The organism is Mesorhizobium sp. Primo-A, from assembly GCF_003997175.1.
GTDB classification, from domain to species: domain Bacteria; phylum Pseudomonadota; class Alphaproteobacteria; order Rhizobiales; family Rhizobiaceae; genus Mesorhizobium; species Mesorhizobium ciceri.
The window spans coordinates 112020-136274 of sequence record NZ_RZTG01000012.1 but is presented as its reverse complement, the minus strand read 5'-3'; the positions used below and the strand labels follow the sequence as shown (position 1 = coordinate 136274).

Below are 24255 nucleotides of genomic sequence, written 5' to 3'. Positions count from 1 at the left end.
GTGACATGACAAATCCGGTTCTGATCGAAGTCTTGCGCGGCGCGATCGTCGAGAGCGCGCATCGCGGCTCAGTCGCGGTCTTCGATGGCGACGGCAAGCCCGTGTGGGAGATCGGCGATACGGCCAAGCCGGTGTTTCCGCGCTCGGCGGTCAAGGCGATCCAGGCCTTGCCGTTGGTCGAAAGCGGGGCGGCGGATGCCTATGGTTTCGGCAACCGCGAACTGGCGCTCGCCTGCGCCTCCCACTCGGGCGAGCCGGCACATGTCGACCTTGCGCGATCCATGCTGGCCAAGGCTGGGCTGGACGGATCGGCGCTCGAATGCGGCACGCATTGGCCATCCAATCATGACGCCGAGATTGCGCTCGCCCGCGCCGGCGGCTCGCCGAACGCCTTGCACAACAATTGTTCCGGCAAACATTCCGGCTTCCTCTGCACCTGCGTCCACGCCGGCATTGCGCATCGCGGCTATGTCAAGCCGGGACACGGCCTGCAGGACATGGTGCGCGACGCCATGCAGTCGGTGACGGGCGCTGTCCATGGTGAGGACCAGCGTGCCATCGACGGCTGTTCGATCCCGACCTACGCGGTGCCGCTCAGGAGCTTCGCGCTCGGCTTTGCCCGCATGGCCACGACATCAGGTTTTGGCCCAGAGCGAGCCAAGGCTGCAAAGCGGCTGCTTTCCGCCTGCATGGCCGAGCCCTTCTTCGTTTCCGGCAGCGGCCGCGAAGACGTCGCGTTGATGGAGGCCGCACCAGGGCGGATTTTCACGAAGGGCGGCGCCGAAGGCGTCCATTGTGCCGCAATTCCGGAACTTGGCCTCGGCATCGCACTCAAATGCGATGATGGCGCCGGCCGCGCCGGCGAAGCCATGGTTGCCGCCGTCCTTGCCAAACTGTTGCGTGCCGACGAGGCCTTGGCGGCGAAGCTGCTCGAATTGGCAAACACGCCCATCGAAAATCGCAACGGTGCCAAAGTCGGAGCGCTGAGGCCGACGGCAACTCTCAAGTGACGTGATTGCGCTCGACGGTCAGATGCGCGTAGCCGCTACCGTTTGACGAGGCGAGATCGCCTGTCGCGGGCTCCGCCCAGCGCTGGCCGACAACCGCACCGTTCAGCGCGCCGTCGATGACATTGTCTGAAATGACGGCCGTACCGGCGCCCTCGACCACGGATACGACGATCCCGGTTCCTGCCTTGCGGATGATGTTGCCGGTGGCGACGACATTGCGCAGGTACGGGCCCCAGCCGATCTGCATGCCATAGAGTGGCGCGTTCTCGATGACATTGTTGGAAACGGTGGTGTCGGCCTCAACGCCGATGCCGACGCCAAATCCCGGCGAGTCGGCGGGGTAGGGGCCGCTGGTCGACAGATTGCGCACGATGTTGCCGGAACAGACGCCCATGCGGCCGCCTTCGTTGAAATTGACGATCGAGATGCCGTTGGCGGCGCCGTCGACGATGTTGTTGCTGATGATGGCGCCTTCGAACGAGAACTCGGAATAGATCGCCGTTTCGCCAGAGCGCGAGCAGGTGTTGCCCGATATCTGCAGGTTGCTGGCGCTGTTGGCGCGGATGGCCGAGAAGGCGCAGTCCGAGACGATGTTGCCCGAGATGACGACATTGCCGGCGCGAAAGGCATTGATGCCGTTGCCGTTCTGCCCGGTTCCGCCGCTGCGTGCCTGGATCCCTTGGACGCGGTTGCCGGTGACCATGGTGCCGTCTTCGGCCACCTGCCAGCGGTGTACGAGGATGCCGCCATTGGCGCAGTCGGAAACGGTGTTGCCCGTGATGGCCAGCCCGCCGGCTTCGACCGAATAGATGCCGGCATCGGCGGCGCCCGATATCTCACAGCGCTCGATCCGGCCGATCGCGTGTTCCAGCGCCAGCCCGTTCTTGCCGCTGCCGGTGATCTGGCAATTGTCGATGGCGAGGTGCGCGACACGGCGAAGATCGAGCAGCCCTTGCGTGTAATCGCCCATCGCACGGTTCGCACCATCGAAGACCAGTCCGCTAAGTTCGATATGGTCGGCCTGTTCGGCCATGAACAGGTGGCCGTCACCGCCGTAAACGATGCGCGTCGCGCCCGGCACGCCGGAAAGACGTACGCGGCCGGGCAGCGAAAGATTGGAGACGACATAGGTGCCGGGCGGCAGGAACACCGGCATGTCGCGGCTGTTTGCGTCACGCAGCAGTTTGGCGAAGGCCTTGCTCTGATCGTCTGATGTGCCGGGCTGCACGCCGAGTTCGGTGGCATTGATCGAGCCGCGCATCGAGGCTTTCTCGATGCCGCTCAAGCTTGCGGCTACCGCCTTGCCGAGCGCAAGGCCCATGACGGCAAAGCCGGCGGTTCCAGTCAGCAGCGTTCGTCTGTTCAACATCGGCACAGAATCCCAGCGTTCAACCTTGGCGTCGCAGGAATCGTGCCAGACGGTTTGCCTCTCCTCTGGACGGAAACGACAATGGCTTGTCGAGCAGCCTCTGCGGGCCTAAGTTCAGGAAATGAGCAGAGCTTTCACCCGCGAGGAAGACAGCGAAAATGCCATCGCCGGTGTCGGTGAGCGGCCGGTCAGCCAGCATCGCAATCTGGTGACGGAACGCGGCCTGGCGCAGATCGAGGAAAATCTGGCCGATCTGCGCGACATACTGGCGAAGGCCGAACGCAAAGCCGACCGCGAGCGCATAGCGGTCGTGTCGCGCGATCTGCGTTACTGGACCGCCCGGCGCGAAAGCGCCGAACTCTCGGTGCCGGAGCCGGGCAGTGACGTTGTGCGCTTCGGCATGGGCGTCACGATCGAGAGCGATGACGGCAAGAAGGTGCATTGGAAGATCGTCGGCGAGGACGAGGCTGATCCCACCAAGGGCAGCATTTCGCATGTTTCGCCAATGGCTGTCGCCCTGTTCGGCAAGAAGATCGGCGACTTGGCCAGCGTCAACGGCAAGGAATGGGAAATCGTCAAGCTCTCCGAGAGCTAGGACGTCTCAAATCCGCCGCACTGATTGGCGCGTCATTTGGCGAGTTTCTGAAGCCCGACCCGATATTTGTCCATGACCTCGCGCGCGGCCTTCATCTGCCGTTCGAACCTGTCGGCCACCGGTCTTAAAATGATGCCGTGATCAGTTTCGATGATCTGGAGCTGATCGCCCGATTGCAGATTCAAGCTGTCCAGCATTCCCGTGGCAAGATCAGGGCATCTGATCCGTCGTCGAGCTTGTGGATGGTCGTCTTCACGGTTACCGCACCTTGGTTGCAGTGTCAGTCTAGCACAACCTTTTCAGAGATGCAGCAGTCCTAGTCCGTGGCCAGCAGGCGGTCCAGCAGGCGATCCGCTGCCTCTGGAATGACTGTGCCCGGCGGGAAGATTTCCGCAGCGCCGGCTTGCCGCACCGCGTCATAGTCCTGCGGTGGGATGACGCCGCCGGCGACGATCAGCATGTCGCCGCGGCCGAGCTTTTTAAGCGCGTCGCGCAGTTCCGGGATCAGCGTCAAATGTCCCGCCGCCAGCGACGAGGCGCCGACGATGTGGACGTCCTGTGCGACCGCCAGCCTGGCGATCTCATCCGGTGTCTGGAACATCGCGCCGACGGTGACGTCGAAGCCGAGATCGGCGAAGGCCGTAGCGATGACCTTCTGGCCACGGTCGTGGCCGTCCTGGCCCATCTTGGCGACGAGAATGCGCGGCTTGCCGCCGGTCTTCTTCTCGAAGGCGTCAAGCTTGTCCTGCAGCCCGTCGACCACGGGATGATCGCCAAGCGCCTTGCGATAGATGCCGGAAATGGTCTGCACCGTAGCGACGTGGCGCCCAAACGCCCTTTCCAACGCGAATGAAATCTCGCCGACCGTTGCATTGGCGCGCGCGGCTCGGATGGCGAATTCCAGCAGGTTTTCATTGCCTTGCGCGGCACGGGTCAGCGCATCGAGTGCGCTTTCGACGGCGGCGACATCGCGCGTGCCCTTCAGCCGTTGCAGCTTCGACAATTGCCGGGCCCTGACCTCGGCATTGTCGATCTTCAGCACGTCGACCTCGATGTCGGTCTCGGGCCGATGGGCGTTGACGCCGACCAGCATCTGCTCGCCGGAATCGATCCGCGCCTGCGTGCGCGCGGCAGCTTCCTCGATGCGCAGCTTGGGAATGCCCTGTTCGGTCGCCGCCGCCATGCCGCCGAGCGCCTCGACCTCCTCGATATGAGCAAGCGCGCGCGCCGCCAGATCATGCGTCAGCCGTTCAAGATAGGCCGAACCGCCCCACGGGTCGATGATGCGCGTGGTGCCGGATTCCTTTTGCAGGATGAGCTGGGTGTTGCGGGCGATCCGCGCCGAATGGTCGGTCGGCAGCGCCATCGCCTCGTCGAAGGAATTGGTGTGCAGCGATTGGGTGTGGCCCTGCGTTGCAGCCATTGCCTCGATCATGGTGCGGACAATGTTGTTGTAGGGATCCTGCGCCGTCAGCGACCAGCCAGAAGTCTGGCAATGGGTGCGCAGCGACAACGAGCGCTCGTCCTTGGGCGAAAAATTCTTCTGCATCAGGGTCGCCCACAACAGGCGCGCGGCCCGCAGCTTGGCGACTTCCATGAAGAAATTCATGCCGATGGCCCAGAAGAAGGACAGGCGCGGCGCAAAGCGGTCAATGTCGAGGCCCGCCGCGACGCCGGCGCGGGCATACTCGATGCCATCGGCGATCGTATAGGCGAGTTCAAGGTCGGCCGTCGCGCCGGCCTCCTGCATGTGATAGCCGGAGATCGATATCGAATTGAACTTCGGCATGTTCTTCGATGTGTACGAGAAGATGTCCGACACGATCCGCATCGAGGGTTTCGGCGGATAGATGTAGGTGTTGCGGACCATGAACTCTTTCAGAATGTCGTTCTGAATGGTGCCGGCGAGATCTTTCTGCGCAACGCCCTGTTCTTCCGCCGCGACAATGTAGAGCGCCATGATCGGCAGCACCGCGCCGTTCATCGTCATCGATACCGTCATCTCGCCGAGCGGAATGCCGTCGAAGAGCTGCCGCATGTCGAGAATGGAATCGATGGCGACGCCAGCCATGCCGACATCGCCGGCAACGCGCGGATGATCGCTGTCATAGCCGCGATGCGTGGCGAGATCGAAGGCGACCGACAGGCCCTTCTGGCCGGCGGCAAGGTTGCGTCGGTAAAATGCATTGGATTCTTCGGCCGTCGAGAAGCCGGCATATTGCCGGATGGTCCAGGGCTGCTGGACATACATGGTCGGGTAGGGGCCGCGCACGAAGGGCGGCAGGCCGGGATAGGTGTCGAGATGCGGCAACCCCTTGAGGTCGCTTTGATTGTACAGATGCTTGGCGACGAGCCCTTCCGGCGTGGTCCGCTGGCCTTTGACCTCGACGGGAGCGCGGCGTGGCGGGACCCAGCCGATCTGGCCGAAGTCCGGGATCAAGAGCCGGCTCCGATCGATTGGTCGATGCGGACTGGAAACAGCGCCTCGCAGACGGCAACGCCTTCGGTGAAGGCCGGCCGCCGTTCCGCCGCCAGCGTCTCGACCGGACGTTCGTCTTTCGATGGATAGAGCGTGGTGCCGATGATGGCCCGTTGGCCTGTGCGGTAGGCTGCATTGCGCTGCTCCGCAGCTGCGTGGACGCGCTTCTGGATGCGTCCGTCCTGAAGGCTGGACAGGACACCGCCCTCGGCTTCGATCGTCTGCAATTCCGTCCACGCCAACTCGCACAACTCCGCGGTCAACGCCTCGACGGCGCCGGAACCATAGGCGGGATCGGTGACATGATCGATATGGCTTTCATTGGCCATGATCAGCTGCGTGTTGCGGGCAACACGACGGGCAAAACCCGCCGGCAGACCATGCGCGATCGTGTGCGGCAGGATGGAGATCGAATCGGCGCCGCCGCACGCCGCGGCAAAGCATGCAATGGTGGTGCGCAGGATGTTGGTCTCCGGATCCATCGCCGTCATCATGCGAAACGACGTCTCGGCATGGATATTGGCGGTGGATGTCGGGATCGAACAAGCCTCCTGCACCCGCGCCCATAGCCTGCGCAGTGCTCGCATCTTGGCCGTCGACAGCAACTGGTCCTGGTCGACGCTGAGCGCAAAACCGATATGGGGTGCGGCATAGACAAGCGGCTGCCGCGCCGTCTCGAACATTCTGAGATAGGAGACAGCCGAAGCCAGCATGATGCCAAGTTCCTGCGCTTCCGTGGCGCCGGCATTGTGGAACACGCGCCCGTCAGCTTCCAGCAGCACGCCCGGAACGCCCATCGCGAAGAAGTGCGCCAGCGACTGTGGCATAGAGGCCTGCAGCGCCTCGATCGACATGCGCAGCCGACCGGTTCCCGCGAAGATCGCCGCTGGATCGATGCCGAAGGAGAGGTTGAGCTTTGCCGGGTCCGATCGCCGCTTGCTCAGGAACGCGACCAGCCAGTCGGCCACGGCGCGGCTCCAGGGATGGGCGTCGATGCGAACCTGGATGCGGTTGAGCGGTATGCCGTCCAGCACCGCCTCCAGCGCCTCCGCCGTTCTCGGCAAGCCGTAGCCGAACGCGTTGGGCGCCCCTTCGAAGACCAGCGACAATCCCGTGGCACCCTGTGCAACATCCTCCAGCGCTTGGCTTCTGGCACGGTCGATGTCCGGATCGTCGATGCGCTGGCTGACGATCCATGGCGATTTCGGGTTTGTACGCACGATCGGTTCCGCCGCGGTGCTGCGGTCGTAGAGCGGTTCGATACGGATGTTGTCATCGCTGTGCGAGACCAGCTTTTCCTCGAAGGAAGCGCCTGCCAATGCCTTTTCCGCCAAGGCGAGCCATCGCTGACGCTCGGCGTTCTCGGGTTCCACGTCCTGGATCAAGGCTCCGGCGCCCATCCGTCCTCCTCGTTTCATGCGGCCGCACCAGCCGGGAGCGGTTCAGTCTACGGTCCCCGGTCCGATATCGCAATGCAATGCGCTTTCAGAGACCGGATTCGATCCATCAGATATAGGTCAGTCCGCGTGGACGACGATTGCCAAACAGCGGCAAAATCCGCAAGCTCCAAAAACCCGATCTGAACGAATGGGGCCGATTTGGGCGAATGGCCCGGATTTGGACGAATGGCCCCGATTTGGACGAATGGCATTGTCGCTGTGCAATGGCCTCACTATACCTGCGGCAAGGCCACTGGCTTTAGACACATCAGTTTGCGGAGACCGGACATATGGCTGACGAGACCAGTATTTTCATCGGCGCCAGCCGAAAGCCCGACGACAGCTATCAGCGTGCCGAGCAGTTGTTGCTGCGATATGGGAATCGTCACGGCCTGGTGACCGGCGCCACCGGCACCGGCAAGACCGTCACCTTGCAGATCCTGGCCGAAGGATTTTCCAACGCCGGCGTGCCGGTGTTCTGCGCGGACATCAAGGGTGATCTGTCGGGCATCGCGATGATGGGCACGGCACAGGATTTCCTCGTCAAGCGGGCCGAACAGGTCAAGCTCGATCCGTATGACTTCCAGGAATTTCCCGTTATCTTCTGGGACTTGTTCGGCGAGCAGGGTCATCCGATCCGCGCCACGGTCTCGGAAATGGGGCCGTTGTTGCTGTCGCGCCTGATGAACCTGACCGAGGCGCAGGAAGGCATCATGAACATCGCCTTCCGCCTGGCGGACGAGGAAGGCTTGCTGCTGCTCGACATGAAGGATCTGCAGGCGCTGCTCGCCAACATCGCCGAGCGCGCCGACGAGATCGGCTCGCGCTATGGCAACGTGACGAAGCCATCGGTCGGGGCTATCCAGCGCACGCTGCTGGTCCTCGAACAGCAGGGGGCCGCAAACTTCTTCGGCGAACCGGCACTGCGTATCGCCGATATCATGCGCACCACCCGCGACGGACGCGGCGCCATCAGCGTGCTTGCCGCCGACAAGCTGATGATGAATCCGCGGCTCTACGCGACCTTCCTGCTATGGCTGATGTCGGAGCTGTTCGAGGTGCTGCCGGAAGTCGGCGACCCCGACAAGCCGAAGCTGGTGTTCTTCTTCGACGAGGCCCATCTTCTGTTCGACGAAGCACCCAAGGTGCTCATCGATCGCGTCGAACAGGTCGTCCGACTGATCCGCTCGAAAGGCGTCGGCGTCTATTTCGTCACCCAGAACCCTTTGGATATCCCTGAAAAAGTCCTGGCCCAGCTCGGCAATCGCGTCCAGCACGCGCTGCGCGCCTATACACCGCGCGAGCAGCAGGCAGTCCGGACGGCGGCCGAAACGTTCCGGCCAAATCCCGATTTCGACTGCATGACCGCCATTACACAGCTTGCCACTGGCGAGGCGCTGGTCTCGACGTTGGAAGCCAAGGGTGTTCCGTCCATGGTGCAGCGGACACTGATCCGCCCGCCATCCTCGCGGCTTGGGCCCATAACGGCCGCTGAGCGGCAAAAGCTGATCCAGGAAAGCCCGGTCGCCGGCCAGTACGATCAGGCCGTCGATCGCGAATCGGCTTTCGAAATGCTGCAGAAAAAGGCCAAGGACGCGCAGGATGCCGAAGAGCAGGCCCAGCAGGCCGGCAGCGGCGGCTCGCGCTGGACCATTCCGGGCTTCGGCAATGACGATCCCGCGCCGCAATCCGGTGGCAGGCGCACATCTGCACCGCGCCCGTCCAACCGCCAGACGGTCGCAGAGGCGGCGATCAAGTCGGTGGTGCGCTCGGTCGGCTCCTCGGTCGGTCGGGCAATCGTGCGCGGCATTCTGGGGAGCTTGTCGCGCGGGCGGTGACTGGAGGCAGCGGGCGCCGCTGCCTAGTCAGCTCAGAAAATCGAATTCGTGATCGCCTTGACCGGTCCAAGCAGCACCGAACCGTCCGGCACGCCGGCATCGATCGGGATCGCCTGTCGGTTGGCCGTCGCCACCATGGGTTGGCTGGCGTCGCTGGTCACGATGACCGGCGTCTTCGAGGGCACGCGATCATAGAGGTCGATAATGTCCTGGTTCATCAGACGCACGCAGCCTGACGACACCGACTTGCCGATCGAGCGCCACTCCGGCGAGCCGTGCAGACGGTAGAGCGTGTCGACATTGCCCTGGAACAGATAGAGCGCGCGTGCACCGAGCGGATTCTTCAGGCCGCCGGGCATGCCGCCATTGTCGGCGCTGTAGGGTTTCAGTTCCGGCTGGCGGGCTATCATTTCGTCCGGCGGCGTCCATTTTGGCCATTTCTGCTTCCACTGAACGACGGCGTCGCCGGACCATTCGAAGCCGGCGCGGCCAAGGCCGACACCGTAGCGTATCGCCTGACCGCCTGGACGAACCAGATAAAGGAAGTGGCCGGTCGTATCGACGACTATGGTTCCCGGCTTCTGTCCCGTCGGGTCGGGAACGATCTGACGCAGGAATTGCGGATCGATCTTGTCGACTGGGATGGCCGGCAAATCGAAGCCGCCGTCGCTGACTGCTGCATACATCGTCACATAGTCCGCCAGAGGCGGCTCGACATAGGTTGGTGGCGGCGGCTCGACCGGACCCGGCCCGGTGGTGGCGCATGCGGAAACCGCGATCGAAGCGGCGCCCAGGGCTGCGGCATTGAGAAAGCCGCGACGGCTCAGGCGAAAAGATTCGATTTCGGTTATGGACATGGTTGCCTTCTTTAAGTCTCAAATCGCAACAAAGCGTGAATTCGCCGACAGTTACGCGGGTGCCTGACAACACCTGGGGCGATAGGCGGTTCCGATTCTGGCCCGAACGTGGGCAAAGAAAGGCGAAGCTGTGACCAGGCTGCTACTGTGGCGCCAGAGACACAGGTCTCTTAGCTGCCGGGCACAAGGGCTTCGAGCGACGGCAGGATCAGGGCCGGTGGGAAGTCCCGGTATTCTTCGGGCTGGTTGGAGCGGTTGATCCACACCGTGCGAAAGCCGAATTTGGTGGCGCCTGCAATGTCCCAGCGATTGGACGACTGGAAGGAAACCGCGCCGGGGTAGAGGCGCCGGCCGGTGGCGACCATGTCGTAGACCGCGGGATCGGTCTTGAAGCGCCGCACCGTATCGACGGAATAGATATCGTCCAGAACCTGGTCGAGCGCGGCGGATTTGACCGCCGCCTGCAGCATTTCGGGCGAGCCGTTGGACAGGATCGCCAGCCTCGCTCCCGAAGCCTTGAGCGCCTTGAGCACGGCCGGCACTTCCGGATAGCAATCGAGCCGCCAATAGGCATCCAGCAATATCGCCTTGAGACCGGGGTCGGCCGAGGGAACCTTGCGCAAGGCGAAATCGAGCGCCTGTTCGGTCAGTTGCCAGAAATCGGCATAGGCGCCCATCAGCGTGCGCACCCAGGAATATTCGAGCTGTTTGGCGCGCCAGATCTCGGACAGCAATTGGCCGTCCGGCCCGATCCGGTCGGCATGACGGCGTACGGCGGCATGCACGTCGAACAGCGTGCCATAGGCGTCGAAGACATAGGCGGCGTATTGCATGACAGCAGTTTTGAGGGCAGGCGCGACAAGGTGCAAGCTTTGATTGCATTGCGCCCCGGCACTGGCCTCAACAAAACTCCATGATGCCGGTTGACGGCGCCCGCCAAAGCATCTTCCAATGGCTGTCACACGAGACCGATTGAGACGGGACGAGATGATGACACTGGCGGCTGCGGCGCAATCCACGACATGGACTTTCGTCGATGGTGATTGGCACGAAGGCAACGTCGCCATTCTGGGGCCGCGCAGCCACGCCATGTGGCTCGGCACCAGCGTTTTTGACGGCGGCCGCTGGTTCGAAGGCGTGGCGCCGGATCTCGACTTCCACGCAGCCAGGGTGAATTCCTCGGCGATTGCGCTCGGCCTGAAGCCGAACATGAGCGCCGACAAGATCGTCGGGCTGACATGGGATGGGTTGAAGAAGTTCGACGGCAAGACGGCGGTCTATATCAGGCCGATGTACTGGGCCGAGCATGGCGGCTATATGGGCGTGCCGGCCGATCCCGCCTCGACGCGCTTTTGCCTTTGCCTCTATGAATCACCGATGATTCCGGCGACTGGCTTTTCGGTGACCGTGTCGCCGTTCCGGCGTCCGACCATTGAAACCATGCCGACCAACGCCAAGGCCGGCTGCCTTTACCCCAACAACGGTAGGGCCATTCTCGAAGCCAAGATGCGCGGCTTCGACAACGCAATGGTGCTCGATATGCTGGGCAACGTCGCCGAGACCGGAACCTCGAACATCTTCCTGGTCAAGGATGGCCACGTCTTTACGCCTGCGCCGAACGGCACCTTCCTATCCGGCATCACCCGCTCGCGCACGATAGCGCTGCTCGGCGAATATGGCTTCAGGACCACGGAAAAGACGCTGTCGGTGCGCGATTTCCTCGAAGCAGACGAAATTTTTTCGACCGGGAACCATTCCAAGGTGGTGCCGATCACGCGCATCGAGGATCGCAATCTGCAACCCGGGCCGGTGGCCAAAAAAGCGCGCGAACTCTATTGGGATTGGGCGCATTCGACTTCTGCTGTTTGAGCGGATAAAAAGGCGATCGACGCTTCATCCGGAGTTGTCCCAACCCATTCCAGACCTATCTTACTCCGGTATCGACACCGGATTTTTCCACGAGGGAGTACTATCCATGGCCTTTGAATTGCCCGCTCTGCCTTACGACTATGAGGCCTTGCAGCCTTACATGTCGAAAGAGACGCTGGAATATCACCACGACAAGCACCACAAGGCGTATGTCGATAACGGCAACAAACTCGCCGCCGAGGCCGGCTTGGGCGATCTGTCGGTCGAAGAGGTGGTCAAGCAGTCGTTCGGCAAGAATGCCGGCCTCTTCAACAATGCCGCCCAGCATTACAACCACATCCATTTCTGGAAGTGGATGAAGAAAGGCGGCGGCGGCAACAAGCTGCCGGGCGCCTTGCAGAAGGCAGTCGATAGCGATCTCGGCGGCTACGACAAGTTCAAGGCCGACTTCATTGCCGCTGGCACGACACAGTTCGGCTCCGGCTGGGCCTGGGTCTCGGTCAAGGATGGCAAGCTGGCGATCTCCAAGACACCGAACGGCGAAAACCCGCTCGTCCATGGCGCGTCGCCGATCCTCGGCGTCGATGTCTGGGAGCACTCCTACTACATCGACTACCGCAACGCCCGGCCGAAATATCTCGAGGCGTTCGTCGACAGCCTGATCAACTGGGACCATGTCCTGGAATTGTACGAAAAGGCGAAGTGATCGATTTCCAGAAGCCCCGGTATCACCCGGGGCTTTTCTTTTCTGCGTCCCGCAAGAGCAAAGGTCCGGCAAAAATCATCAGGGGGAAGGGAATTTTCCCTCTGTAACATCCGTTGACGTCCTGTCCCGAAATGCCTTCATCATGGAGCCAATTGAATGAGAAAGCTTGTTATCGCCATCTCTATGCTCGCACTCGCGGCTTCGGCGGCCTTTGCCGACCCGATCCTCGACCGGCAGGCACTGATGAAGGAACGTGGAAAGATCGTCGGCGGCCTGTCGAAAGTGGTCAAGGGCGAGGAGCCGTTTGATGCCGCCGCGGTGCTGACGGCGCTGCAGGCGCTGCATGCGAATGCCGAGAAAGTCGACGTCGACGCGCTGTTTCCGGCGGGCAGCGACACAGGCGGCGATACCACTGCGTCGCCGAAGATCTGGGAAGACATGGCCGGCTTCAAGGCCACCAACGCCAAATATGTCGCCGACGTCAAGGCAGCGGCCGCTGCCGCTCCTGCCGACGTCGATGCGTTGAAGGCGCAATTCGGCGCCATCGGCTCCGATTGCGGCACCTGCCACCAGACCTACCGGGTGAAAAAAGGCTGATAGCGGGCGATGCCCTGGCTAAAGAAACTCGTCGGCGCCATCGTCATCCTCGGCGGCGTCGGCGCGGTTGCCGGGTGGGTCGGGTCGGCGCCGGTGAGGCTCGACAGGGAGACCCTGGCCAAGCTCGGTCCTGGCGACGCAGCCAGGGGCAAGCGCATTTTTTTTGCCGGCGGTTGTACATCCTGCCATGCAAAGCCGGGCTCACAGGGCGATGCGCGGCTTCAACTCGCGGGCGGTCTCGAGCTCAAGACGCCGTTCGGAACCTTCGTGCCGCCCAACATTTCGCAAGACGCCAAGGACGGCATCGGCGCATGGTCGGTCGAGGACCTCGCCAATGCCATGCTGAAGGGCGTGTCGCCTTCGGGCCGACACTTCTATCCGGCGTTTCCCTATGCGTCCTACGCGCGCATGAATCCGGTCGACATTGGCGATCTCTATGCCTTCCTCAAGACGCTGCCGGCCGTCGCCGGCAAGGCGCCTGCAAATTCGCTCGGTTTTCCCTTCAACATTCGTCGCGGCATCGGCCTGTGGAAATTGCTCTATCTTAGCGACCAGCCTGTCGTTCCATTTCCCGCTGCCACGCCCGATCCGGTCATGGCCGGCCGCTATCTGGTCGAGGGGCCGGGTCATTGCGGCGAATGCCACACGCCGCGCGACCTCGCAGGTGGTACGAAAAAGAACGTGTGGCTGGCCGGTGCGGTGGCTGCCGAAGGCAGCGGCGTCGTGCCGAACATCACATCGGGCGAGGGCGGTATAGGCGATTGGTCGGAAGCCGACATCGCCAACTACCTCGAAACCGGCTTCACGCCCGATTTTGATTCCGTCGGCGGCGCCATGGTCGACGTGCAGCGAAACATGGCCGAGCTGGCGCCGCAGGACCGTGCTGCCATCGCCGCCTATCTCAAGGCGATACCCGCGCATCCAAACGGCTATCCGGCCCGCAAGAGGGCGAACTAGTCTAGATCGAGTCTGCGGATGACAGGTGGCGGTCACCGAGAAAATCGAAGCCCGTTTCGAAAAAATGGTTGTAGTTGCAGGTCAACTCTTCGCCAGGCGCGATGTCGCGCAGCGCAAAACTCTCCTCGGGTGAGGAGACGTCGCAATTAGGCTCGTCGGCATGGTTCATGTAGCGCGCGTCGTCGGCTTCGAAGACGATGTAGTTCGGATCGCGGCGGTCAGGATAGGAGTAGCGGTCGAGATAGCTCTTCACCGGGCCGGCCGCCCGCTCATAAGTCTCGACCTCGATGAGCCGATCGAACCTTGGGTCTAACTTCCAGATCAGAGTACCGCGAGGAATGTGGTTCTTGGCAAAGACGCCGATTCCCTGGATGGGTGATTTGTCGAGATAGACGTCGACGAGCAGCATAATGAACCTTTACGCGATTGGAGGCTGTCAGGCCGGGAAAAGCCGCGCACTGGGTAGCGCGCGGTCGTCGCAATTGCGAGTGAAAATGAGCGACGGGAGCTTCAAAAAGTCCTGACACCCAGCCCTCTGGAAAGGGTGCGTCGATTATCGTCCAGAGTCAGCGTTGCTGCAGCGCCAGACGGACGCCCAAAGCGCAGTAGATGCCGCCGACAACTTTGCCCTGCAATCGTAACACCGACGGATTTCGGCGCAGGAACGTGCCGAGCCGGCCAGCGCTCACGGCAAAGACGACCGTGCTGAAAAGGCCCAGTATGACGAAGATGACCCCCAACGCGGCCATCTGAAGCATCACCGATCCGTTTTCAGGCCGCACGAACTGAGGCAGAAAAGCGAGGAAGAACAGAGCGGTCTTGGGGTTGAGCACTTCGGTCAGGACAGCCTGTCGAAACGCCTTGCCGGCGGAGATCGCGAGCGCACCGGCCGCCGGGTTGGCCGGTGTTTTCTCGATGATCGCGCGAATGCCGAGATAAACCAGGTAGGCCGCGCCGATGTACTTGATGACGCTGAACAGCGTCGCCGACGCGGCGATGATCGCCGAGATGCCGATCATGGCCATGACGGTATGAAAGACGTCGCCGGCAGCGATCCCGGCGCCCGTCGCGATGCCGACCCTGGTTCCGGAACTCGTTGCCCGGGCGATCGTCAGCAGGGTGGCGGGGCCTGGAATGAAGACGAAGCCGAGCACGACCGCGATGTAGGCGATCAGGGTGGTCAGGTCGATCATTTGTTGGTTGCTCCCGTAAGCTGCGCCTTGCCCATCACTTTCAGCGCGAAGGAGTAGGTGTAGGCGATCTCTTCCAGCCGCGAAAACCGGCCGGAAGCGCCTGCATGGCCGGAATCCATATTGATCTTGAACAGAACCGGATTGTCGCCGCTCTTGCGGTCGCGCAGCCGGGCCACCCATTTGGCCGGTTCCCAATAGGTGACGCGCGGATCGGTGAGACCGGCCAGCGCCAGGATCGGCGGATAGTCGTGATCAGAGACATTGTCGTAGGGCGAATAGGCAGCGATCGTCCGATAGTCGTCGGCGGACGCGATCGGGTTGCCCCATTCGGGCCATTCCGGCGGCGTCAGTGGCAGGGTCGCATCGAGCATGGTGGTGAGCACATCGACGAAGGGAACCTCGGCGACGATGCCGCCAAAACAATCCGGCGCCATGTTGGCGACGGCACCCATCAGCATGCCGCCGGCCGAACCGCCTTGCGCGACGATACGGTCATGCGCCGTGTAACGCTCGGTGACCAGATGGCGCGCGACGGCGATGAAATCGGTGAACGTGTTCATCTTGTTCTCCCGCTTGCCGTCATCGTACCAGCCATAGCCCTTGTCCTTGCCGCCGCGAACGTGAGCAATGGCGAAGACAAAGCCGCGGTCGACCAGCGAGAACCAGTTGGTGTTGAAGGCGGCCGGCACGGTGATGCCATAGGAGCCGTAGCCGTAAAGCAGGCAAGGTGCGGATCCGTCCAGCGGCGTGTCGCGATGATGCAAAAGCGAGATCGGCACCAGTTCGCCATCGCTGGCCGGCGCCATCAGCCGCCGCGTGACATAATGGTCCGCATCATGGCCGGACGGCACTTCCTGGGTCTTCAGCAGCACCCGCTCGCGGGTGCGCATGTTATAGTCGAACACCTGCGCGGGCGTCGTCATCGACGAGTAGGAAAAGCGCATGATCTCGGTGTCGTACTCATAGGAACCCGACAGGCCGAGCGAGAAGGCCTCCTCGTCGAGGGACAGAAGATGCTCCTCGCCGCTGATACGGTCGCGCACCACAATGCGCGGCAGGCCTTCCTTGCGTTCGAGCCGGACCATGTGGTCCCTGAAGCCGATCACCGACAGGATCAGCCGGCCGGGCTCGTGCGGCACCAGTTCCTGCCAGTTGGCGCGCACGGGATCGCTCGCCGGCGCCGTCATGATCTTGAAGTCCTTGGCGCCGTCGGCATTGGTCAGGATGAAGAAGATATCGCCGCCTTCTTCCAGCTCGTATTGAAGGCCAACCTCGCGCGGCGACACCAGTTTCGGTTCGGCAAACGGATCGTCGGCGCGCATCAGGCGGTATTCCGAAGTCTCGTGATCGTTGATGCCGATCATGATCCATTCGTTGTTGCGGGTGCCGTCGACATTCATGAAGAAGCCGGGATCGGTTTCCTCATAGATCAGCCGGTCGCTGTCCGGGCTGTCGCCCAGCGCATGGAAGAGTACCTTGGACGGGCGATGGTTGGGATCGAGACGGGTGTAGAAGAAGCCGTCATTGCCTGCGTTCCAGACGCCTGAACCGCCGGTGTCGGGGATCTGGTCGGCAAGCTCCTTGCCATCGGCAAGGTCACGCACGCGAAGCGTGTAGAATTCGGAGCCCTTGTCGTCGAATGCCCATAGCAGCTTGGCGTGGTCGGCCGAATGGTCGACACCGCCAAGACGGAAATAGGCCTTGCCCGCGGCCTCCGCATCGCCGTCGAGCAGGATATGCTCGGCGCCGCCGTCGCGCGACATGCGGAAATAGCGCGGCTGCTCGCCACCAAGTTTAAAGGACGAGCCGTAGGCATAGGGCCCATCCTTCATCGGCACGGAAGAATCGTCTTCCTTGATACGGCCCTTCATCTCCTTGAAAAGCTGCTTTTGCAGTTCGACCGTGTCGGCCATCAGCTTCGACTGGTAGGCATTCTCCGCCTCGAGTTCTGCGCGGATCCCCGCATCGAGCAATGACGGGTCGCGGAACATCTCCTGCCAGTTGTCGGCCCGTAGCCAGGCATAGTCGTCGGTTCGCGTGATGCCGTGATGCGTGTCGGAAACCGGCCGCTTCTCGGGCGTTGGCGGGCTGACGATCGGAAATATGGATGTCTTGGTCATTGCATCTCGCTTTGCCAGTATCTTCAATGGGCCAGTATCTTGAAGGGCCATCTCGAATGGAGAAGTATCTTGAATGGCAAATGAACACGCCGATCAGGGCAGGTTCAAGAGCCGGAGCGTATGGGTTGTGTCGGCTCCAGGAGATGAGCCGGGAGGAGAGATGATGACTATTTGGTCTCGGACTGCTGCGGCTTTCGCCGTTGCTTCGCTAACTCTGGGCTTTGCCGGCCAGTCTCATGCGACCGTATTCGCGGCTTGGCAAGTGGCCAATGTCCCGTTCGGCGACACGCTCAATGTACGCAAATACCCTTCGGGCACATCCCAAAAGCAGGCGGGATATCCGAACGGTACCGTTCTGCAGATGACCGGGCGATGCACCGGCGGAATAAACCTGCTCGACATCGCCAACCAGCCGGCATGGAAGCAGGCACAAAAGATTCGCTATCGCTGGTGCGAAGTCTGGCATGATCCGGTCCAGAACGGCAATTTCGTCACCGGCTGGGCCTATGGCAAATACATCATCCCGCATTGATTGACGCGGCAGCAATCAGCCGATCGGTCGGATGACTGGCATGTCGCCTGATTGCTTGTGTATGACCACGGCAACCTGTGGTTTTGTGGGCAAATGCGAACAACCAATATTTCTCGAGCGATAGCCAAGCAAGATCAAACATTAAAACCCGTTTCGTGAGTTGCCACGAATGTAACGGCGATCTGACGTTGCGTCAGCTGCCGCCGACGGGAACGCGAAATATCGATAAATTACACAATGCACGAAAGATTGAAGCTGATCGCGGAACATTTGATCAATATCGTTCAATATAGCGCGAGGGGTGAATTGACTTACTTGGTCTGCACGCTCATTGATGTGCCCGCGACACGAATCGTAGAAACTCTACCTGCACAAAATTCGTGCGATGCCCTGCTTGTAAAAAAGGGCGCAGATCGATGTAACTCTTGTTGGGGACCGAAGACCATGGATATTGTCGAAACACCTTCCAGAAACAGCGATGCGCTGATCGAATTGACCGCCGATGTGGTGGCCGCCTATGTCAGCAACAATCCCGTGCCGGTCGGCGAACTGCCGAACCTGATATCCGATGTCCATGCCGCACTCGGGCGTGTGGGCGGAACCGCCGAACAGCCGCCTGCCGACAAGCAGAAGCCGGCGGTCAACCCGAAGCGGTCGGTTCATGACGACTACATCGTCTGCCTTGAAGACGGCAAGAAGTTCAAGTCGCTGAAGCGCCACCTGATGACCCACTATGACCTGACGCCGGACCAGTATCGCGAAAAGTGGAACCTCGACCCTACCTATCCGATGGTTGCACCCAACTATGCAGCTGCCCGGTCCCAACTCGCCAAGAAGATGGGTCTCGGCCGCAAGCGCAAAGCGCGGTAATTGCTGCCAGCCAGATCGGATCGACATCAACGGCGCCTTCGGGCGCCGTTTGATTTTTGCGAGCCGCGACGCGCGGATCGGGTCGGGAAGCGTCAGGCGGTCTGCTTGAGCGCTGCCTCGGCGTCGCGCTTGATGCGCTTGACCATCGAGCGAAGGCCGTTGGCGCGCTGCGGCGACAGATGTTCGTCGAGGCCGAGTTCTTTCAATGTCGCTTCCGCATCGGTCTTCTGGATTTCGCTGGCGGTCCTGCCGGAAAACAGCGCCAGCATGATCGCGACCAGCCCACGCACGATATGAGCGTCCGAATCGCCGGAGAAGGTGATGACAGGATCGGCTCCAGCTCCGCGTTCAGTGGTCAGCCAGACCTGGCTGACGCATCCCGGCACCTTGTTGGCGGGGCTGCGCTGCTCGTCCGGAAACGGCGGCAGCGCCTCGCCGAGTTCGATGACATAACGATAGCGGTCTTCCCATTCCTCGAGGAACGAGAAGTCGTCGCGGATCGTCTGGATCGTCGTGGTCATGTCTGGGATATAGTCACGCGGCGGCTCCGCGTCACGGAAAAAACAAGGACACCGCGGGCGTCGAGAGGGCAGACAGCCCGCGGTGCGCCGTCGAAACGGCTTAATTCTGAGGCGGCAGGTTGACGGTCTCGGGCAAGACGATTCCTTCGGGCACGCTGCCGGTCATCGTCGACGTGTCGGGGCCGGCGGCGGACTTGTCGTCCATCATCGCTGCCGCGATCTTGGCGGTCTCTTTGGCGCGGGCGGTAATGGTGTGCATCGCCGACTTGCCGGTCTCGCAGACATCGGGTTTGCGTTCGCAAATGCCGGCGATATCGCCAACCGCTTCGCGTGCCGCAAACAAGGCTTGGATCGGTCCGACGCTTTCATGCCCCGCTTCATCGGGGCCGACACTCAATGGCAGCGCCAGCAGCACCAGCGAAAACCAGAAAGCCATTCTTATGAGGAAGACCATGCCCTTGCCCTCTCGTCGTGACCGGATCATGCATCCATATGGCATGACCTCTTTTGTAGGCAGGATTTTGGCACACAGGCGCAAAGGACGGCTTGCGGGCAAAGAGAGAATTTTCCTCAAATTTTAGGCAAATTCGAAACGAACCGTTCTGCAATCGACTTGTCTCAAATCCGAGCAATTTTCCTTAACAACAAATAACCATATATCCCCATGATTTCCCTGTGTTTTTCTTGAAATAGGGAAGTCCAGGTGCCGAGTGCGCCCGGCCGATGGGTGCAGTCGGCGGATAACTCTCCGTTTACTATGGCTGCATTTGTCCGTGCTTTCGGCCGCCGGCATCCCGATATTTGCCGCAGGCCGGGCCCTGGTCGGCCCTGCCTTATCCATTCCTTAAACGCTGGATGCGAGTTTCAAAGCCAACCAGAACCATCTGCAAAGCAGAGCTGTCCACGACAAGTGCGAGTGCGTTGAGTTGAGTTCAATCAAGGCCAGATACGTTGAATTGCCTGGCGCGATTTCGGCCGGTTGCGAACGTATGGTCCATCCGTCCATCCTTGGGCGGAGCGACCGCGAGCGCCAGCGCCGCTTTATCGGCGTCATGCTCGCCGCTCCTTTCTTTGTCGCCGGTGCCGCGGTCACGCTGGTTACTTCAGGCATGGGCGTCGCCGTCACCATGGCCGCCATTTTCGCCGCCTTTGGCCTGTGCTGGTTCGTCGCCTTGCTGGTGGCGGCGACCGGCAAGATGGCGATAGCGAGTTGGGTCGCCCTGGTGCTGGCCGGCATTTCTCTCGGCAGTCTCATTGCCGCCGCGGGCGGGCTGAGTTCGCCTGTCGCCATGCTTGTCGTGGCGCTGCCTTTTGAAGCCTGGTGGATCGGCGCTTCGCGGCGGGCGGCGCTGTGGGGAGCCGTGTCGGCCGCTGTCGCCATCTTGGCTCAGCCTTTGGCTGGAACCGTATTCCCGTTCGCAGGAGCGCAGATCGCGGCGTGGCACTGGTTGGTGCCGTTGGCCTGGACGCTCACACTGATCCCGCGCGCATCGGCATTTCAAAACACGGCCGATGCGGCTGATGTGCTCGACACTGCCGACCGGCTCGAAGACATCATCGATGCGGTGGTCTTGCGCGTCGCCCGTCATGGCGAGGTCCTGGACGCGTCGCCAAAAGCGCGCACGCTTTTGAAACTGCCGCCCGAACTGCTGTCCGGAAACGGCCTCTTCGATCGCGTCCATCTGTCGGATCGCGTTTCCTATCTCAGCGCAATGGCCGACATGCGCGACGGCGCACTGTCGCGCCGGCTCGAATTGCGCATCCGGCTGCCTCAGAATGGCAATGGCCTGACGGCCGACAATTACCGGCCGTTCTCGCTTGATCTCGTGCGTGGTGAGGAACAGGGTGATGTCTTTACGTTCGTCCTGAGGCAGAATGACGAGATCGCCCGGTTGCGCGAGGATCTGGCGGCAGCCAATGAGGCGGCCGCGTCCGCCGAGGTGGCGAAGGGACGCTTCCTGGCGGTGGTCAGCCACGAACTGCGCACGCCGTTAAATGCCATTATCGGCTTCTCGGATATGCTGCTGCATGAGATGTTCGGCGCCTTCAAGGATCCGCGCCAGAAAGAATATGTCGGCTTGGTACGGGATTCGGGCCAGCATCTGCTCGCCGTCGTAACCTCGATACTCGACGTGTCCAGGATTGAATCGGGCGTCTATGCGACCGAACCCGAGCCGTTCCGGTTCGCGGAGGCGGTCGATATGTGCCAGTCGATGATGCAACTGCAGGCGCAGGCCAAGAACATCGATCTGCAGGCGCAGATCGCGCCGGACGCCGGCGACATCAATGCCGATCAGCGCGCCGTGCAGCAGATGCTCATCAACCTGGTCTCCAACGCGATCAAGTTCACTCCCGACGGCGGCGACGTCGTCGTCGGCGCCAAGCGGATCGGTTCGCGCCTGCATTTCTGGGTCAGGGACACCGGCATCGGCATCGCCGAGGAGGATTTCGCCAATCTCGGCAAGCCCTTCATGCAGATCCAGAACGACTATACCCGCCGTTTCGAGGGGACTGGTCTTGGCCTTTCACTGGTCAAGGGCCTGGTGGCGCTGCACGAGGGCACGATGTCCATCGAAAGCATGCCAGGCGAGGGCACCACGGTGACCATCAGCCTGCCGGTGAACGGACCGAAGGGACATCAGGCGGAGAAGACCGGCGTGCTGACCATGCCTGTGGCGATGGCGAAAGGGGACAGAGATGGCTCGCTCCGCAAAACCGGCTAAGGCGGTCAAGCGCCGCAGCAATGCCTTTCAGGACGGCGCTGTCGCCGTCGGCGGCATGATCTCGCGCAATCCTGTCCTGGTGGGCGGCTCGACGGCGTTCCTGGTGACGCTGTTCTATGTCTCGGCCAATGCCTTGTGGTACCAACCTTTCCCGCATGCCGGCGCATTTTTTGCGACCCGCAGCATTGCGGGCTTTCCGCACGCGACGCCCGACGAACCGGAGACGACATTCAACATCGTGCGGCCATCCGGCGCGCCGGCACCGATCAAGGGCGATCCGGTTGTCGAGCAGGTGCAAGGCATATTGAAGGATCTCGATTTCTATTCCGGGACGGTCGACGGCATTTCCGGACCCAACACCCGCAAGGCCATCCAGGACTATCAGCAGAAGGTCGGGCTCAACACGTCCGGCGAGATCGACGCGCTTCTGCTCGATCAACTGGGCGCGACGCCGAAGACAGCTTCCGTCGTGCCCAGACCGCAGCCGCGCCCGGATATGCCGGCCGCCGTTCCGGTGTCTTTGCAGACAGGTTCGGGACAGACAAATTCCGGGCAGGCGGATGCCGCGACGCAAGCGCCCGATGCCCGCATCGTCAAGATCCAGGCCGGGCTCAAGGCGTTCGGCAATGACGACATGCAGCTGGATGGTGTCGTCGGCGCGCGCACAAAGGCGGCGATCAAGGAATTCCAGTCGCTGTTCGGGCTGCCGCAGACCGGCGAGCCCGATGAGATCGTCTATGTCAAGATGCGCGAGATCGGCCTGACCAACTGACGGCCGAAACGACGGCTCGCCGAGCGGCGGAAATATCGATAGAGAACCGGCAGTTTCGGGAGCTCTCTCATGCGCGTCACATCGGATCTGTGGGTTTCGGCCCTGTTGCGCCGGATTTTCGGCGCCGGTGGATTTGCCGCCGTGGTCAAGCGTGGCGCGACCGAGGCCGGCGCTGTGTTCGTGCTGGCGCGGGGCAGGCTGGGTGAGGTTGCCCTGTTCGGGCCGGCGCCGCAGACAAGCTATGATTCGGCCAAGCCCGACGACCGGTTTTTCACTCTGCTCGGAGCTGGTGACGATCCCGCGGTGCTCGAAGCCAGGCTGGAACGGGAGAAAAAATTCGATCCCGACATCTGGGTGGTCGAAATCGAGGCCGGTGCCGTGCCCGTCGAGGAGCTTATTTCCGTGAAGACGCCCTGAGGCCGGAAGAAGCCGCCGCATCGTCGCTGTTCGAAGCGGTGCGTGTATCGCTGTTGGCAGGTGCTGCGCCGCGAACCACCCTTGAAAGGATTTCCGCTCTCCACGACCGCATCTTGTCCTGGGCCGCCTCGCGATGCAGCAGCCGGTAGCGGTCGAGGAAAGTCCGGATAGCCTGCGGGTGCGGGAACTGGCTGGGATAGACGGCAACCGTGACCAGGAAGGCCCTGTCTTCGCTGAGGTCGAGCGAGCGCAAGGCGACAAGCAGCGAGGCATAATTCTGGTTGGCGGTGAGCGATCGCGCGGTCTCGAAATCGATGTCGAGCGCATCGGCGAGCGCGGTCTGGAAGAACGCGGCGTTTCCCGTCAGCGCTGTCTCGCGCAATTTCATATAGGTGTCGGCGCCCTTGAAAGGCTCGGCGGTCGCTGTCTTCTCGTCGCCGGTGCGCATCATCGAGCGCAGCCTGCGCCGTGCATTCTCGGCCGCGATGCCGAGTGTCTGTTCCCGGGCTGGCTCGCCGGAGGCGGTATCCGCGCTCGCTGGCGCGATCTTGTCTGCCCCAGCGGCGTTCGCATCCGGGTCCGGCGCGCGCACCAGGGTTGGCCTCTCGAGGGCCCTGATCAGGTCAGCAATGGTCGGGTTCAAGCCCTTGCGGCGCGCAATGGCACGCGCATGCGGCAGGCCATGTCGCCCGATCAGGGCGATGAGATCGATGTCGCTGACGGCGCGTGAGCGGATGAGCAACGGCGCGGCAATGTCGACCGGTTCCTCGCAAAGACGGCGCACCAGGGCGGCGGGTGCGTATTCGCATTCGGAAAGGGCGGCTGCCACGTAACGGCGGGATTCGACGGACACGTCATTGAACAGCGGCAGCGTCAGGTCTTCGAGCTGGCCGATCTCGCGGCGTGAAGGGCGGGTGAGCGAGCAGAACGCCGACACTGCGGCGCGGAACAGCCTTTCGGCCTTTCCCGAGTCTTTTCGTACCGCGATTTGCCTGAAGTCCGAAGATGACACGAAGGATACGCCCGTACTCGACACAAGCTTGGCGCGCTCGACCGGGATTGTGTCGGTTTCGCGAGCACCAAGAACAAAGATCAAGTTAGCGACGATCCGTTAGCGTTCCGTTAACCCTCTGCCGCCTTAATGACATTTGGAGGCGTTGCGTTGTGCTCCGGGGAAACCGAGAGGAATGCGCGAACCATGGGCATGGTACTGTCTTTCGTGCCGCGTACGGCACCAAACACCAGAGCAAAGCAAACCGCCGAAATGCCGGCGGCGGTGATCATCTTTCCCGGCATCCGCTATGAGCGGTCGCATGCCGGCGAAGTGCGGCCGGTCGATCCCGACAAGACGGGATCGCCAGGGACGAAGCCGGTCCCGCACCACTGAGTTT

25 protein-coding genes are annotated in these 24255 nt (G+C 61.9%); 13 read left to right on the top strand and 12 right to left on the bottom strand.

Annotated elements, in window-relative coordinates; translation table 11 throughout:
- The first annotated feature begins 5 nt into the window (after nt 1-5).
- Nucleotides 6-1010: an asparaginase gene (locus tag EOC83_RS22595; RefSeq protein WP_013532676.1), complete on the top strand. Its 1005-nt coding sequence runs from the start codon at nt 6-8 to the stop codon at nt 1008-1010.
- Here EOC83_RS22595 and EOC83_RS22590 read toward each other — a convergent pair.
- Nucleotides 1003-2379, bottom strand: a complete 1377-nt coding sequence (locus EOC83_RS22590; protein WP_013532675.1) for a TIGR03808 family TAT-translocated repetitive protein — start codon at nt 2377-2379, stop codon at nt 1003-1005. The genes EOC83_RS22595 and EOC83_RS22590 overlap by 8 nt on opposite strands.
- A gap of 121 nt (nt 2380-2500) precedes the next feature.
- Here EOC83_RS22590 and greA point away from each other — a divergent pair, with 121 nt between their 5' ends.
- Nucleotides 2501-2974, top strand: a complete 474-nt coding sequence (greA, locus tag EOC83_RS22585) for a transcription elongation factor GreA (protein WP_013532674.1) — start codon at nt 2501-2503, stop codon at nt 2972-2974.
- A gap of 32 nt (nt 2975-3006) precedes the next feature.
- Here the strand turns inward: greA and EOC83_RS22580 are convergent, their stop codons facing one another.
- From EOC83_RS22580 to EOC83_RS22570, 3 genes are all read right to left on the bottom strand, one after another.
- Nucleotides 3007-3159, bottom strand: coding sequence for a hypothetical protein (locus tag EOC83_RS22580; protein WP_244514279.1), 153 nt, complete (start codon nt 3157-3159; stop codon nt 3007-3009).
- 131 nt (nt 3160-3290) lie between these two features.
- A complete protein-coding gene (scpA, locus tag EOC83_RS22575; RefSeq protein WP_013532673.1) occupies nt 3291-5414 on the bottom strand; it encodes a methylmalonyl-CoA mutase in 2124 nt (707 codons plus the stop codon).
- Nucleotides 5411-6853: a methylmalonyl-CoA mutase subunit beta gene (locus tag EOC83_RS22570; protein ID WP_013532672.1), complete on the bottom strand. Its 1443-nt coding sequence runs from the start codon at nt 6851-6853 to the stop codon at nt 5411-5413. The genes scpA and EOC83_RS22570 overlap by 4 nt, the downstream gene beginning before the upstream one ends.
- Nucleotides 6854-7182: 329 nt before the next feature.
- Here EOC83_RS22570 and EOC83_RS22565 point away from each other — a divergent pair, with 329 nt between their 5' ends.
- Nucleotides 7183-8730, top strand: a complete 1548-nt coding sequence (locus EOC83_RS22565) for a helicase HerA-like C-terminal domain-containing protein (protein ID WP_013532671.1) — start codon at nt 7183-7185, stop codon at nt 8728-8730.
- A gap of 32 nt (nt 8731-8762) precedes the next feature.
- Here the strand turns inward: EOC83_RS22565 and EOC83_RS22560 are convergent, their stop codons facing one another.
- Nucleotides 8763-9587 carry a L,D-transpeptidase gene (locus EOC83_RS22560; RefSeq protein WP_013532670.1) on the bottom strand — a complete coding sequence of 275 codons (825 nt, stop codon included), beginning with the start codon at nt 9585-9587 and terminating at the stop codon, nt 8763-8765.
- 170 nt (nt 9588-9757) lie between these two features.
- Entirely contained in the window at nt 9758-10420 is a 663-nt protein-coding gene (locus tag EOC83_RS22555; protein WP_013532669.1) for a haloacid dehalogenase type II, read from the bottom strand.
- Between the two features lie 157 nt (nt 10421-10577).
- On the opposite strand from EOC83_RS22555, the gene EOC83_RS22550 reads away from it, so the two are divergent.
- From EOC83_RS22550 to EOC83_RS22535, 4 genes are all read left to right on the top strand, one after another.
- Complete coding sequence (locus tag EOC83_RS22550; protein ID WP_024505546.1) at nt 10578-11456, top strand: branched-chain amino acid aminotransferase; 879 nt, start codon at nt 10578-10580, stop codon at nt 11454-11456.
- A 106-nt stretch (nt 11457-11562) separates the two neighbouring features.
- On the top strand, nt 11563-12162 hold the full coding sequence (locus tag EOC83_RS22545; RefSeq protein ID WP_013532667.1) for a superoxide dismutase: 600 nt from the start codon (nt 11563-11565) through the stop codon (nt 12160-12162).
- Between the two features lie 156 nt (nt 12163-12318).
- A complete protein-coding gene (locus EOC83_RS22540; RefSeq protein ID WP_013532666.1) occupies nt 12319-12759 on the top strand; it encodes a cytochrome c in 441 nt (146 codons plus the stop codon).
- A gap of 9 nt (nt 12760-12768) precedes the next feature.
- Nucleotides 12769-13716, top strand: a complete 948-nt coding sequence (locus EOC83_RS22535) for a cytochrome c (RefSeq protein WP_013532665.1) — start codon at nt 12769-12771, stop codon at nt 13714-13716.
- Nucleotide 13717: 1 nt separating this feature from the next.
- Here EOC83_RS22535 and EOC83_RS22530 read toward each other — a convergent pair whose 3' ends face one another.
- From EOC83_RS22530 to EOC83_RS22520, 3 genes are all read right to left on the bottom strand, one after another.
- A complete protein-coding gene (locus EOC83_RS22530) occupies nt 13718-14125 on the bottom strand; it encodes an SET domain-containing protein-lysine N-methyltransferase (RefSeq protein ID WP_013532664.1) in 408 nt (135 codons plus the stop codon).
- A 157-nt stretch (nt 14126-14282) separates the two neighbouring features.
- Complete coding sequence (locus tag EOC83_RS22525; protein ID WP_013532663.1) at nt 14283-14909, bottom strand: LysE family translocator; 627 nt, start codon at nt 14907-14909, stop codon at nt 14283-14285.
- Nucleotides 14906-17029, bottom strand: a complete 2124-nt coding sequence (locus tag EOC83_RS22520; RefSeq protein ID WP_013532662.1) for a S9 family peptidase — start codon at nt 17027-17029, stop codon at nt 14906-14908. The genes EOC83_RS22525 and EOC83_RS22520 overlap by 4 nt, the downstream gene beginning before the upstream one ends.
- A 160-nt stretch (nt 17030-17189) precedes the next feature.
- On the opposite strand from EOC83_RS22520, the gene EOC83_RS22515 reads away from it, so the two are divergent.
- Nucleotides 17190-17561: an SH3 domain-containing protein gene (locus EOC83_RS22515; RefSeq protein WP_164745941.1), complete on the top strand. Its 372-nt coding sequence runs from the start codon at nt 17190-17192 to the stop codon at nt 17559-17561.
- A 444-nt stretch (nt 17562-18005) separates the two neighbouring features.
- Nucleotides 18006-18431: a MucR family transcriptional regulator gene (locus tag EOC83_RS22510; protein WP_013532660.1), complete on the top strand. Its 426-nt coding sequence runs from the start codon at nt 18006-18008 to the stop codon at nt 18429-18431.
- 92 nt (nt 18432-18523) lie between these two features.
- Here EOC83_RS22510 and EOC83_RS22505 read toward each other — a convergent pair whose 3' ends face one another.
- Both EOC83_RS22505 and EOC83_RS22500 read right to left on the bottom strand, forming a co-directional pair.
- Nucleotides 18524-18952 (bottom strand): SufE family protein, encoded by a 429-nt coding sequence (locus tag EOC83_RS22505; protein WP_013532659.1) that lies wholly within the window; start codon nt 18950-18952, stop codon nt 18524-18526.
- 100 nt (nt 18953-19052) lie between these two features.
- Nucleotides 19053-19406, bottom strand: a complete 354-nt coding sequence (locus EOC83_RS22500) for a DUF5330 domain-containing protein (protein WP_013532658.1) — start codon at nt 19404-19406, stop codon at nt 19053-19055.
- A 535-nt stretch (nt 19407-19941) separates the two neighbouring features.
- Between EOC83_RS22500 and EOC83_RS22495 the strand changes: the two genes are divergently transcribed.
- From EOC83_RS22495 to EOC83_RS22485, 3 genes are all read left to right on the top strand, one after another.
- Nucleotides 19942-21675 carry an ATP-binding protein gene (locus EOC83_RS22495; protein ID WP_013532657.1) on the top strand — a complete coding sequence of 578 codons (1734 nt, stop codon included), beginning with the start codon at nt 19942-19944 and terminating at the stop codon, nt 21673-21675.
- The gene (locus EOC83_RS22490; RefSeq protein WP_013532656.1) at nt 21650-22447 is read left to right on the top strand and encodes a peptidoglycan-binding protein; all 798 of its coding nucleotides are present in this window, start codon (nt 21650-21652) and stop codon (nt 22445-22447) included. Before EOC83_RS22495 ends, EOC83_RS22490 begins: the two co-directional genes overlap by 26 nt.
- A 69-nt stretch (nt 22448-22516) precedes the next feature.
- Nucleotides 22517-22864 (top strand): DUF1491 family protein, encoded by a 348-nt coding sequence (locus EOC83_RS22485; RefSeq protein WP_013532655.1) that lies wholly within the window; start codon nt 22517-22519, stop codon nt 22862-22864.
- Here EOC83_RS22485 and EOC83_RS22480 read toward each other — a convergent pair.
- Nucleotides 22842-23876 (bottom strand): hypothetical protein, encoded by a 1035-nt coding sequence (locus EOC83_RS22480; RefSeq protein ID WP_063170191.1) that lies wholly within the window; start codon nt 23874-23876, stop codon nt 22842-22844. The two genes, EOC83_RS22485 and EOC83_RS22480, sit on opposite strands and share 23 nt — an antisense overlap.
- A 186-nt stretch (nt 23877-24062) precedes the next feature.
- On the opposite strand from EOC83_RS22480, the gene EOC83_RS22475 reads away from it, so the two are divergent.
- Complete coding sequence (locus EOC83_RS22475) at nt 24063-24251, top strand: hypothetical protein (protein ID WP_013532653.1); 189 nt, start codon at nt 24063-24065, stop codon at nt 24249-24251.
- Nucleotides 24252-24255: the final 4 nt, after the last annotated feature.